Source organism: Serratia sp. HNCC26DJ244, assembly GCF_057180565.1.
In genome coordinates this window covers 206,385-219,076 of sequence record NZ_JBXUGO010000004.1, presented here as the reverse complement: position 1 = coordinate 219,076, position 12,692 = coordinate 206,385, and the positions used below count along the sequence as shown (strand labels likewise).

Here is a 12,692-nt window from a genome sequence, read left to right as displayed (position 1 = left end):
TTATTCAGCTTGGTACAAAATGACCGCAGCGGTTGCCAACAGATTCAGCAGCGTCAATGGCAGACAAACGCGCCAACCAAACGACATCACCTGGTCATAACGCGGACGTGGCAGCGAAGCACGGATCAGAATGAACATCACCATGAAGAAGGCGGTTTTCAGTGCGAACCAGATAAATGGTGGCAAAAACGGCCCATGCCAACCGCCGAAGAACAGCGTGACAATCAAGGCTGATACCGTCACGATGCCGATATACTCCCCCACAAAGAACAGACCGAACTTCATGCCGGAGTATTCAATATGGTAACCATCCGCCAGTTCCTGTTCAGCCTCGGGTTGGTCAAAGGGATGACGGTGACACACCGCAACCCCGGCAATGGCAAAGGTCAGGAAACCAAAAAATTGCGGGATGACATTCCAGACATGGGCTTGCGACTCGACAATCGCCTGCATGTTGAACGAGCCCGCCTGGGCGACGACGCCCAACAGCGACAGGCCGAGAAACACTTCATAGCTTAGCGTTTGCGCAGAAGCACGCATCGCCCCCAGCAACGAGTATTTGTTGTTACTCGACCAGCCAGCGAACAGCACTGCATACACCGCTAACCCAGCCATCATCAGGAAGAACAGAATGCCGATGTTAAGATCCGCCACCACCCAAGTCGGGCTGACCGGGACAATGGCAAAGGCCAGTAACAGGGAAGTAAAGGCGATCATCGGTGCCAGGGTAAAGATCACCCGGTCAGCAAAGGTCGGTACCCAGTCTTCCTTGAAGAACATTTTGATCATGTCAGCGACTAACTGCAGTGATCCCCCCCAACCAACACGGTTTGGCCCATAACGGTTCTGGAACAGCCCCAACAGGCGGCGTTCGCCAAAACTCATAAAGGCACCGCAGGTGACCACCACGAGCAGGATCACCACCGCTTTTAGAATGGCGATCAGAATGTCGATTACCTCAGGTGTAAACCAGCTCATCGTGCTGCCTCCCGCAGATTTTCAACCATTTCCCCCACCAGTATCGGCGGGATCCCTGGCAAGCCAAGCGGCAAACCGATCTGGCCCTGGCTTAAGGTTTCACTCAAACGTAGCGGCAAACGTAACGTTTGACCCACACAGTCGAACTCCAGCATCGCCCCGGCGTTAACACCCAGTTGTTCGGCATCTGCAGCGTTGAGCATCACATAAGCGGGTGACATCCGCTGTTGGAACACCGCTGAACGTTGTGAGGTTTCGTCACTGCCAAACAGGTGGTAATAAGGGGCTACACGCCAGCCTTCCGCCATAAATGGCAGTGGAATTGAAGAGAAGTAACCCAGGTTGCCCTCCCCCGCTTCGATCAGGCGTATCCCTGGGTCCCCATGGCGCAGTTTGCCGCCCACTTCCGCCTGGAATTTGTTCCAGGCCTGTGGTGAGTTCCAACCCGGCATCCAGGCGAAAGGGATCTGCTGGCGATCAGCCAGTGGGCTGTTGGTCCCTTCCATCGAGAAGGCAAACATACTGTCTTTATCCTGAGGCTGACGGGGCTCATGCACACTGATGTTAGCCCGCATCGCAGTACGTCCACTATAGCGGTGCGGTGAACGAGCCAGTTTCTGCCCACGAATACGGAATGTTGCATCCGGTGCCGCCTCCTGAACCCCCTGCAGTTGAGGTAATGCTGCCACACAAGCGGCAATCACATCATCCAACTGCGTCCAGTCCACCTGGCGGCTGGCATAAGCAGAGTGCAATGAATGCATCCAACGCCAGCTTTCCAATATGATGCTATGAATATCTTTCTTGGCATCATCGTAATAAGACGGATCGTATACCTGGAAGAAACGCTGTGCGCGCCCTTCCTGATTCACCACGGTGCCATCACTCTCGGCAAAACTGGCGGCAGACAGGATCAGGTTAGCCTTATCCATCAGGGTAGTGCGCTGATGATCAGCAACGATCAGGTTGCGAACTTGTGCCAATGCGGCATCCACTCTGGCCGCAGGCGCATGACGATAGAGGTCGTTCTCCATCACAATCGCGGTATCCGCCGCGCCACTTTCCAATTCCCGCAGCGCTTCATCAAGGGAACCACCACCGATCATCGACAAACCGAGGCTGTTGGCATCCGCAGCAACCAAAGTGATGCCCACGTTAGAACCACGAGCTTTCAAGGCGTTGGCAATGTTGGCGGCCGCCGCAATAATCGCTTCGCTGCCCACATTGCTGCCGGTGACGATTAATGGTTTCTGTGCACCCGCCAAGGCCTGCACGATCACATCAATCTTCTTGTTGAGATCATCAGACAACCCGGCTACCGCTGGCGCTAAGTTGTCCAGTGCATGGGCGATAGCGAAACCGAGACGGGCTTGCTCATCAACCGGCGCGTGATAACTCCAAGCAGCAATATCATCCAGACGGGTGCTATCAACATTGGTGACAAACAGCGGATGTTTCGCATGTTGGCCAATGTTCTGTACTGCGGCGATCTGCCAATCAGCCACCCGTTGCGCGGCTGCCATGGCACGTGCTTTACCTTTCACCGCCTGACGAACCGACAGCGCAATACGGGCCGCTGTCTGGGTCAGGTCTTCACCTAATACCAGTACCGCGTCGTAGCTTTCGATCTCACGCAGGCTCGGGGTATAAACCCCACTGTTTTTCAGCACGTTGAGCATCAGGTGCAAACGTTGCTGTTCCGCTTGGCTAATGCCGCTATAAAAGTTTTCCGCCCCAACCAGTTCACGTAACGCAAAGTTGCTTTCCAGGCTGGCGCGAGGGGAACCGATACCGATGGTTTTCTTCGCTTGACGCAGAATATCTGCCGCCCCTTGCATTGCCTGTTCGGCATTCAAGGTGATCCAGTCACTACCGCGCAACTGTTGTGGCAGCCGAGGACGATCTTTCAGATTCACATAACCATAACCAAAACGGCCGCGATCACACAGGAAGTAGTGGTTTACGCTACCGTTATAGCGGTTTTCAATGCGACGCAATTCACCATAGCGCTCACCAGGGCTGGTATTACACCCCACACTGCACTGTTGGCAGATGCTTGGCGCAAACTGCATATCCCACTTACGGTTATAGCGCTCTGAGTGGGTTTTGTCGGTAAATACGCCAGTTGGGCAGACTTCTACCAGGTTGCCAGAAAACTCGCTTTCCAGCGTGCCACTTTCCGGGCGGCCGAAATAGACATTGTCGTGTGCCCCATAGACGCCAAAGTCGGTACCATCCGCGTAGTCTTTGTAGTAACGCACACAGCGGTAACAGGCAATGCAACGGTTCATCTCATGAGAGATAAATGGCCCCAACTCCTGATTGTTATGGGTACGCTTGGTGAAACGGTAGCGACGGAAACTATGTCCGGTCATCACCGTCATATCCTGCAAGTGACAGTTACCGCCCTCCTCACACACCGGGCAGTCGTGCGGGTGATTGGTCATCAACCATTCGACCACACTCTCACGAAACTGTTTGGCTTCAGCATCATCAATGGAAATAAAGGTTCCATCCGATGCTGGTGTCATACAAGACATCACCAAACGGCCACGGGTATCGTCCGCATTTTGGTATTGCTTTACCGCACATTGGCGGCAAGCGCCGACGCTTCCAAGCGCCGGATGCCAGCAAAAATAGGGAATATCAAGGCCCAGAGAGAGACATGCCTGTAACAGGTTATCTGCTCCATCAACCTCGTATTCTTTGCCGTCTACATGAATCGTAGCCATAGTCAGCATGCTTCCAAATGGCCTGAGGTAACTGTCAGCTTTTACTTCGCAGTCTCGCTGCCAGGTAAATTGCCGGTTACTTTTCAAGCGTTAATTATAAAAAATTTCTTGGCTGGTAGGCCAGGAGCCGCCATTGCGTCTCTTGACACCGATGTGATTACCAGCGTTGCTTCAATAAGTTGTTTGGCTGAATACCACCAATCGCCTGAACATTGCCCAAATACTGTGGCGCAATACCGGCTTCAAACTCATCGCGGAAATATTTAATCGCACTCTGTAGCGGCTCTACGGCACCAGGTGCATGGGCACAAAACGTTTTGCCCGGCCCCAAGGCGCGGCACAACTGCTCCAGGGTTTCAATATCCCCCGGCTGCCCTTCGCCCCGCTCCAGAGCACGCAGAATCTTCACGCTCCATGGCAGGCCGTCCCGGCAAGGGGTACACCAACCGCAGGACTCGCGCGCAAAAAACTCTTCCAGGTTGCGCACCAGGGGAACCATACCAATCTCATGGTCTACCGCCATCGCCAGCGCAGTGCCCAAACGGCTGCCCGCCTTAGCGATGTTTTCAAAATCCATCGGGAGATCCAAGTGGTCAGCGGTGAGGAAATCGGTACCCGCGCCCCCTGGCTGCCAGGCTTTAAAACGCAAACCATCACGCATGCCACCAGCGTAATCTTCCAGAATTTCACGGGCGGTGATACCAAACGGCAACTCCCACAAACCCGGGTTTTTCACCCGGCCAGAGAAGCCCATCAATTTGGTACCGGCGTCGTTACTCTTACCTGCCGAGATCCCTTTATACCAATCCGCACCGTGTTCAAGAATGGCAGGCACGTTACACAAGGTTTCTACGTTGTTGACACAGGTGGGTTTACCCCAGGCCCCAGAGGTAGCCGGGAACGGCGGTTTGGAACGTGGGTTGGCACGGCGGCCTTCCAGCGAGTTGATCAGCGCCGTTTCTTCACCGCAGATGTAACGGCCAGCTCCGGTATGCACCAACAGCTCAAAATCGAATCCACTACCCAGGATATTTTTGCCCAGCAAACCCGCTTGCGTCGCTTCACTAATCGCGCGACGCAAATGTTCTGCAGCTTCAACATATTCACCACGCAGGAAGATGTAACCGCGATAGGCCTTCAGCGCAAAAGCTGAAATCAACATCCCTTCCACCAACAGGTGTGGCAATTGCTCCATCAATAAACGGTCTTTGTAGGTGCCTGGTTCCATTTCATCCGCGTTACACAATAGGTAGCGAATGTTCATGGATTCATCTTTCGGCATCAGGCTCCACTTCAACCCGGTGGAGAAACCAGCACCACCACGGCCTTTCAACCCGGCCTCTTTCACCAGGTTGACTATCTCATCGGGCGCCATTCCTTTCAGGGCTTTTTCTGCCCCCTGATAACCATTTTGGCTACGATACTCATCCAACCACACCGGTTGTTGATCATCACGCAAACGCCAGGTGAGCGGATGCATTTCAGCAGTACGTTTGATATCCATCATCATTTATACCGCTCCAACAATTCGACCGCGCTTTCCGGCGTCAGGTGAGCATGGGTGTCTTCATCAATCATCATACTCGGCCCCTTGTCGCAGTTACCCAAACAGCAGGTAGGCAGTAATGTAAAACGGCCATCAAACGTGGTTTGACCTGGCTTGATAGCCAATTTATTCTCCAGAGCGGCTTGAATCCCCTGATAACCATTGATGTGACAAACCACACTGTCACAATAACGGATCACATGGCGCCCTACGGGTTGGCGGAAAATTTGGCTGTAGAATGTGGCCACCCCTTCTACGTCGCTGGCAGGAATACCCAGCACCTCTGCGATGGCATAAATCGCCCCATCGGGAACCCAACCACGCTGCTTCTGCACTATTTTCAGGGCTTCAATGGAAGCGGCGCGCGGGTCTTCGTAATGGTGCATCTCGTGCTCGATCGCCTGACGTTCGTGCGCACTCAGCACAAAGACATCGGCTTCAGACTCAAGCACCTGGTTCACCGGGTGATTGTTTTCATGATCATGCATAGTTAGCGGTCCACATCTGACATTACAAAATCGATACTACCCAGATAGACGATCAAATCGGAAACCAGGCTACCGCGGATCACCGCTGGAATTTGCTGCAGGTGAGCATAGCTGGGTGTCCGAATTCGAGTGCGGTAACTCATGGTGCTACCATCACTGGTCAGATAGTAGCTGTTGATCCCTTTGGTGGCTTCCACCATCTGGAATGACTCGTTAGCCGGCATCACCGGGCCCCAGGAAACCTGCAAGAAGTGAGTGATCATCGTTTCAATATGCTGCAACGTGCGCTCTTTCGGTGGCGGCGTGGTCAGCGGATGATCCGCCTTGAACGGCCCTTCCGGCATGTTGTTCAAGCACTGTTCAAGAATACGCAAACTCTGGCGCAGCTCTTCTACCTTGAGCATCACTCGGGTATAGCAGTCACTGTTGCCGTCACCCACCGGTACTTCAAAATCAAAGTTCTCATAGCCGGAATAAGGGCGCCATTTGCGCACATCAAACTCAACCCCGGTGGCACGCAAGCCTGCACCCGTCACGCCCCACTCCAATGCCTCTTTGGCATTGTAGGAAGCGACACCAATAGAGCGCCCTTTAAGAATCGAGTTTTGCAGTGCTGCTTTTACATAGGAGTCGAGGCGCTTAGGCATCCAGTTGAGGAAGTCACGCAGCAGACGGTCCCAACCGCGGGGCAGATCATGGGCGACACCACCAATACGGAACCAGGCGGGATGCATACGGAACCCGGTAATCGCTTCCACCAGATCATACACTTTCTGGCGGTCGGTAAAGGCGAAGAACACCGGGGTCATCGCCCCCACATCCTGAATAAAGGTACTGATGTACAGCAAGTGGCTGTTGATGCGGAACAGTTCAGAAAGCATCACACGAATGGTGTTGACACGATCCGGCACCACGATCCCGGCCAGTTTTTCAACCGCCAGTACGTAAGGCATTTCGTTTACGCAGCCACCGAGGTATTCGATACGATCGGTGTAAGGAATATAGCTATGCCAGGATTGCCGCTCACCCATTTTCTCAGCGCCACGGTGGTGGTAACCCACATCCGGCACGCAATCGACAATTTCTTCACCATCCAACTGCAAAATGATACGGAACGCACCATGGGAAGAGGGGTGGTTCGGGCCCAGGTTAAGGAACATGAAGTCTTCATTGTCTGTACTGCGCTTCATCCCCCACTCTTCCGGTCTGAATTTCAGCGACTCCATTTCCAGATCTTCTTTCTGCTTGGTCAACACAAAGGGATCGAATTCGGTTGCGCGCGCCGGATAATCTTTACGTAGGGGATGACCTTCCCAGCTTTGCGGCATCATGATGCGCCGCAGGTGCGGGTGACCATCAAAAGTGATACCGAACATCTCCCAAGTTTCACGCTCATACCAGTTGGCATTAGGAAATATCTTGGTCACTGTGGGCACATGAAGGTCTTTTTCAGACAGTGCCACTTTCAGCATGATGTCGCGGTTACGCTCAACAGAGATCAGATGGTAGAAAACAGAAAAATCTGCCGCTGGCAAGCCTTGGCGATGAGTGCGCAAACGCTCGTCCATACCATGCAAGTCAAACAGCATCACATAAGGCTTCGGCTGTTTTCTCAAGAACGTCATGACGTCCAGTAACTGATCAGGTTTGACCCATACCACCGGCATTCCCGTACGGGTAGGCTGAACAGTGAAGGCTTCCGGCCCAAAACGGTTGCGCAGTTCACCAATCACCGGATCATTCAGATGATCCCTGGTTTCCCAGGCAGGTAGGGCGTCGTGCGTCGCTAAATCTGTCATAATTTTTTCACCACACTAAAGGGTCATTTCGCCGCAAGTTCGATTAAATCTCGTCTGGCGTCCGCAGATTGGTTACCGCAATACGCTCCGCGTGCTTTCGCGCTTTTTCTGACTGCATATTGGCACGGTAAACCCCCTGCTCGCCCACAACCCACGACAATGGGCGGCGCTCTTTACCAATTGACTCCTGCAGCAGCAGTAACGCCTGCATATAAGCCTCTGGACGCGGTGGGCAGCCTGGAATATACACATCAACAGGCAGGAATTTATCCACCCCCTGCACCACAGAGTAGATATCGTACATACCACCGGAATTGGCGCAGGCGCCCATGGAGATCACCCACTTGGGCTCCAGCATCTGTTCATACAAACGCTGAATAACGGGGGCCATTTTAGTGAAGCAAGTCCCGGCTACCACCATAAAGTCCGCCTGACGTGGGGATGCACGCAATACTTCTGCACCAAAACGTGCCACATCGTTAATGGCAGTAAATGATGTCACCATCTCCACATAACAGCATGAAAGGCCGAAGTTATAGGGCCAAAGAGAGTTTTTACGCCCCCAGTTCACCATGTCATGCAATGCATGTTCAAGTTTACCCATGTAGACCGTGCGATGAACCTGCTGGTCCAGAGGATCACCAACGATTTCCTGTTTTTGCAGGGGATAACGGTCGTTCTCACCGTTAGGGTCTATGCGGGTGAGCGTATAGTCCATCTTAATGCCTCACTGTTACTGCGGATGACTGTTGCTGGCGTTCTTGATTGTGCTTGGTTTGCTCAGGCGCTGAGAGCGCACAGGGACCCAATCCAATGCGCCGATACGCACCAGATAAACCAACCCTGCCAATAACACCAAAATGAAAATGGCGGCTTCGATAAAGCCTACCCAACCGCTCTCACGAATCGAGACCGACCAAGCGTACAGATATAAGGCTTCAACATCGAAGATAACGAAGAACATGGCGACCAGATAAAATTTGGCTGAAAGGCGCATACGCGCTGAGCCGACAGAGTCGATCCCCGACTCATAAGGTGTGTTTTTAGCACGCCCCCGGGCTCTCCCACCCAAGAAAAATGCGCCCAGCAACATAAAGCCGCAAAGCCCAATAGCCATGATGACAAATACGACGAATGCCCAGTGATGAGCGATAACTTCAGTGGTTGTTGACATACTCTATGCTTACTCATCAAAAGTGGTGGCGAACGCCTGCTCTAATCACCGGCGGTGAGCGAACCACATCGATTCAAGGGAAGGAGATATCCCCGTCGCCATTCTAACTGCAGGGTTGTTGACTGCGCTGATTCACCCTAGTCACATAGTTGACTATGCTGCTAGAGACTCATTCGTTTGCCTTTTACCTGCAACTGGAATGAACTTGGGTCTATATACCCATCATCTTTCAAGTAACAAACAGTTGACTACAGAACTCGGCTCTCTTGCCTGGTTGACAATTCACCCGCGTGCCAGCTGGCTATAACCTGAAAGAGGTTGAGTAGAGCCACGCAAACACATTGCTTTTACAGAGAATTAGGCAATATTTTGCTGTGAGCTTTTACTCCTTTCAATAGCCTTTTGTCAATTTCAACAAAAGAATCTACACATTAATTTACACACAAACCAATTTGTTAACATCATCGCACCAGAAGCTCAGCTAAATCGTGTCAGTTAGTCGTTAGATAACTGCACTCAGAGATAACCCAATGGCAACATTTCAGTTTTACTATACCATTCTCTCAGGAATTCCCTGTTGTTCCACTCACTAGCTCGGGGTATTTTTTTGATCCAGGACACGTTTCGGGGAAAAAACTAAAAATAAGTGTGGCGGCTTAACCATTTTTGTCAACTTTCGTTCAAAAAACGCACAACAAATCAGCCGGATAACCTTGCAAATAACAAGGATTCGCCTTTCGTACCTGCCGGATCGCGCTATAAAAAAAACCTCTGCCCAAAAGACAGAGGTTTTACTTAACGAAGTCTCACCATGGCGCAAAACAGCGCCGGTGATACCCCATTCAAATCGTATGTCCGCTTCAATCGGTTACCCCCCTCAAGTCGCCAAGGGGGGAATTGACGATATTACTCGTCATCCTCCAAGAGGCCGAAATCTTCCGCAACCAAGACACTATCCGTATCGAAATGGTAAGTCTCATTACCCTTTTTCACGGCATTAAAAATCGTCATGGCCAGTTCGTTCTCACACGTCACATTTTTGCATAGTGAATATTGAGTATCCGGCAATGGAGGTAACCCCTCTGCTACACCCAGTACCCGCAAGTCTGGGGTCATCATCTCAATAGGCCGGGCAGTAATTCCTAAACCTGCCCTACATGCAGCACGCACCGCAGATAAGGAGGAAGCAACGTAGGCGATACGCCAAGGAATATCAGCAGCATCCAGATGTTTAATCGCCATGTCACGGAACGGGCTAGGTTCGTCGAGCACCACCAACGGCAGCGGCTCCCCTGGCTGTAAAAAGTAATCTGCCGCGCAATACCACAACGTTGGGGAGTTGCGCAGTACAACATGCGGATGATCACCTGTAGCGGTGGTGGTAATGGCTAAATCCACTTCCCCTTTTTCCAGCATATCGATAGTTTGTGCGCTACGTTTCACCCGCACATCGACGGTCAGCCGTGGGTAAACCGTGGTCACACGATTAAGCAGAAAAGGCAGAAGAGTATCTGCGGTATCGTCAGAAGCACCGATAGTCAGCACGCCATCGACATCGTCATAAACCAAAGAAGCATAGGCTTCATCATTGAAACGCAGAATTTTCCTGGCATAACCGAGAAGTTGGATACCATGTTCGGTTAATAACTTATTGCGCCCATGGCGAGCAAACAACTCTTTGTTAACTAATTGCTCTAACCGCTGCATTTGTTGACTCACGGCTGATTGAGTACGACGGACGGCAACTGCCGCCGACGCAAACGTCTTTAAATCAGCCACAGCAACAAATGTTCTCAGCAGATCGAGATCGAGATTAAGTAACGGACGTTTTGCACTTATCATAGTGTTTTCTTCACTTTTTAAATTATTACTTACAAACTACCCTGGTGTATTTCCAAGACGCCGCCGAAAATGGCAAGCGCCGGACATGACAGTAACCCACTCATTAGAAGAGGGCAAAAAATTCCTTATATTTCGTTACCTCTATCGCTTTTTCTATAACCAAGTTCATACGAGCGGCGGCCAAGTGGCGAATGCACACATCACAATGAACCCCCAAAGACAACCAACTGAGTAACAACGCCATTGAGCTAATCGGTCAGGAATCGATTTATCTCAGACTTGCGGCTGACAAGCAATCCGAATTATTTCGGCTCAATGCCCAGATACTCAAGAGCTTACTGTGTTACTCGACCCTAGTCGCCCTCGCACTGCAAGCGCCTGCGCTGTTCAAACCATACCGCATTTTATCCAGCAACTAGAGATAGTTAGAATATATAAAGTTGTAATCAAAAAAAACTTCAGTGAATTACTGAAATATATTTAATGTGATCTCCGATAACTGAATTGTGGCCGCATTTACCTTTTTCATCCACCATATAATAACTCTGCAAACAGTTTTTTACATTTTGTTATCATTTATACTGATTTTGACATTCCGAACGCTCATCGTGTGCCATACCAACAAAACCGTTCTCCTGCTTTAATAGCATAAACTTAAATCAATACACTATTAATAATCATCTTTTAAGATTTTATCACCAATAACAAACCAGCCAAAACCTTTAATCACTTAGAATGCCGTTCAAGTCGAATGTTAGCACCAAAGCTTTACAAGACTCTTCAAAAAGGGCGCTTGCAGGAGTACATTGGACCAACTGTGGTGTTCCATGGCAGAAACACCCCTCTCTAAAAGCTCAATCTAAGTAAAAGGCTCAACTTTTTATGTCCCCCATTGATAAATCCAGCAAGCTGGACAACGTCTGTTACGACATTCGAGGCCCAGTACTCAAAGAAGCCAAGCGTCTTGAGGAAGAAGGCAACAAAGTACTGAAGCTGAACATCGGCAATCCGGCACCGTTTGGTTTTGATGCCCCAGATGAAATTCTGGTGGATGTCATCCGTAATCTTCCTACCGCACAGGGTTATTGCGACTCCAAGGGGTTGTTCTCTGCGCGTAAAGCGATCATGCAGCACTATCAGGCCCGTGATATGCGTGATGTGACCGTCGAGGATATCTATATTGGCAATGGGGTATCCGAGCTCATCGTTCAATCCATGCAGGCATTGCTTAATTCTGGTGATGAAATGCTGGTGCCAGCCCCAGACTACCCACTGTGGACCGCCGCCGTTTCGCTTTCCAGTGGTAAAGCGGTGCACTATCTCTGTGACGAAGAGGCTGGCTGGTTTCCGGATCTGGATGATATCCGCCGCAAGATCACACCGCGCACCCGTGGCATTGTCATTATTAACCCTAATAACCCGACCGGTGCGGTATACAGTAAAGCCCTGCTGGAAGAGATTGTCGAAATCGCCCGCCAGCATAACCTGATCATTTTTTCTGATGAAATTTACGACAAGATCCTCTATGACGACGCGGTTCATCACTCGATTGCCGCACTGGCACCAGACCTGCTGACCATCACCTTTAATGGCCTGTCGAAAACCTATCGTGTCGCGGGTTTTCGCCAGGGATGGATGGTGCTCAACGGGCCGAAAAAACATGCCAAAGGTTATATTGAAGGGCTGGAAATGCTAGCCTCCATGCGCCTGTGCGCCAACGTGCCTATGCAGCATGCCATTCAGACCGCGCTGGGGGGATACCAGAGTATCAGCGAGTTTATCCAGCCTGGTGGCCGTTTGTATGAACAACGTAATCGCACTTGGGAACTGCTGAATAACATCCCTGGCGTTTCCTGCGTAAAACCGCAAGGGGCCCTCTATATGTTCCCGAAGATTGACGCCAAACGCTTTAATATTCATGACGACCAGAAGATGATTCTGGACCTGCTGTTACAAGAAAAGGTCCTGCTGGTTCAGGGCAGTGCGTTCAATTGGCCTCATCCAGACCACGTACGTATTGTCACCCTACCCCGTGTAGATGAACTGGAAATGGCCGTAGGTAAATTGGGGCGTTTCCTCGAAAACTACCGTCAGTAATCAGCTTGTTGGGTGCACGCTGTGCACCCATACTGT

General features: G+C 51.0%; 9 protein-coding genes. 1 reads left to right on the top strand and 8 read right to left on the bottom strand.

The genetic code is table 11. The annotated features are described in order from the left end of the window. The 8 genes from nuoH to lrhA form a co-directional block, all read right to left on the bottom strand. Entirely contained in the window at positions 1-978 is a 978-nt protein-coding gene (gene nuoH, locus AC2A06_RS05470; protein WP_023491574.1) for an NADH-quinone oxidoreductase subunit NuoH, read from the bottom strand. Beyond that, the gene (gene nuoG, locus AC2A06_RS05465) at positions 975-3,710 is read right to left on the bottom strand and encodes an NADH-quinone oxidoreductase subunit NuoG (protein ID WP_484379608.1); all 2,736 of its coding nucleotides are present in this window, start codon (positions 3,708-3,710) and stop codon (positions 975-977) included. Before nuoG ends, nuoH begins: the two co-directional genes overlap by 4 nt. Before the next feature lie 157 nt (positions 3,711-3,867). Further along, positions 3,868-5,220, bottom strand: a complete 1,353-nt coding sequence (gene nuoF / locus AC2A06_RS05460) for an NADH-quinone oxidoreductase subunit NuoF (RefSeq protein WP_023491572.1) — start codon at positions 5,218-5,220, stop codon at positions 3,868-3,870. Beyond that, positions 5,217-5,744 (bottom strand): NADH-quinone oxidoreductase subunit NuoE, encoded by a 528-nt coding sequence (gene nuoE / locus AC2A06_RS05455; protein ID WP_484379607.1) that lies wholly within the window; start codon positions 5,742-5,744, stop codon positions 5,217-5,219. The genes nuoF and nuoE overlap by 4 nt, the downstream gene beginning before the upstream one ends. Before the next feature lie 2 nt (positions 5,745-5,746). Further along, the gene (nuoC, locus tag AC2A06_RS05450; protein WP_473197381.1) at positions 5,747-7,543 is read right to left on the bottom strand and encodes an NADH-quinone oxidoreductase subunit C/D; all 1,797 of its coding nucleotides are present in this window, start codon (positions 7,541-7,543) and stop codon (positions 5,747-5,749) included. A 43-nt stretch (positions 7,544-7,586) separates the two neighbouring features. After that, on the bottom strand, positions 7,587-8,261 hold the full coding sequence (locus tag AC2A06_RS05445; protein ID WP_023491569.1) for a NuoB/complex I 20 kDa subunit family protein: 675 nt from the start codon (positions 8,259-8,261) through the stop codon (positions 7,587-7,589). 15 nt (positions 8,262-8,276) lie between these two features. Continuing rightward, on the bottom strand, positions 8,277-8,717 hold the full coding sequence (locus AC2A06_RS05440) for an NADH-quinone oxidoreductase subunit A (protein ID WP_023491567.1): 441 nt from the start codon (positions 8,715-8,717) through the stop codon (positions 8,277-8,279). A gap of 906 nt (positions 8,718-9,623) precedes the next feature. Continuing rightward, on the bottom strand, positions 9,624-10,559 hold the full coding sequence (lrhA, locus tag AC2A06_RS05435) for a transcriptional regulator LrhA (RefSeq protein ID WP_473197380.1): 936 nt from the start codon (positions 10,557-10,559) through the stop codon (positions 9,624-9,626). 882 nt (positions 10,560-11,441) lie between these two features. Here lrhA and AC2A06_RS05430 point away from each other — a divergent pair. Continuing rightward, the gene (locus AC2A06_RS05430) at positions 11,442-12,656 is read left to right on the top strand and encodes a pyridoxal phosphate-dependent aminotransferase (RefSeq protein WP_473197379.1); all 1,215 of its coding nucleotides are present in this window, start codon (positions 11,442-11,444) and stop codon (positions 12,654-12,656) included. Positions 12,657-12,692 lie beyond the last annotated feature (36 nt).

What these genes read in the sequence shown, in the direction of transcription:
- nuoH (WP_023491574.1), bottom strand. Translation starts at nt 978, where the DNA reads ATGAGCTGGTTTACACCTGAGGTAATCGACATTCTGATCGCCATTCTA.
- nuoG (WP_484379608.1), bottom strand. Translation starts at nt 3,710, where the DNA reads ATGGCTACGATTCATGTAGACGGCAAAGAATACGAGGTTGATGGAGCA.
- nuoF (WP_023491572.1), bottom strand. Translation starts at nt 5,220, where the DNA reads ATGATGATGGATATCAAACGTACTGCTGAAATGCATCCGCTCACCTGG.
- nuoE (WP_484379607.1), bottom strand. Translation starts at nt 5,744, where the DNA reads ATGCATGATCATGAAAACAATCACCCGGTGAACCAGGTGCTTGAGTCT.
- nuoC (WP_473197381.1), bottom strand. Translation starts at nt 7,543, where the DNA reads ATGACAGATTTAGCGACGCACGACGCCCTACCTGCCTGGGAAACCAGG.
- AC2A06_RS05445 (WP_023491569.1), bottom strand. Translation starts at nt 8,261, where the DNA reads ATGGACTATACGCTCACCCGCATAGACCCTAACGGTGAGAACGACCGT.
- AC2A06_RS05440 (WP_023491567.1), bottom strand. Translation starts at nt 8,717, where the DNA reads ATGTCAACAACCACTGAAGTTATCGCTCATCACTGGGCATTCGTCGTA.
- lrhA (WP_473197380.1), bottom strand. Translation starts at nt 10,559, where the DNA reads ATGATAAGTGCAAAACGTCCGTTACTTAATCTCGATCTCGATCTGCTG.
- AC2A06_RS05430 (WP_473197379.1), top strand. Translation starts at nt 11,442, where the DNA reads ATGTCCCCCATTGATAAATCCAGCAAGCTGGACAACGTCTGTTACGAC.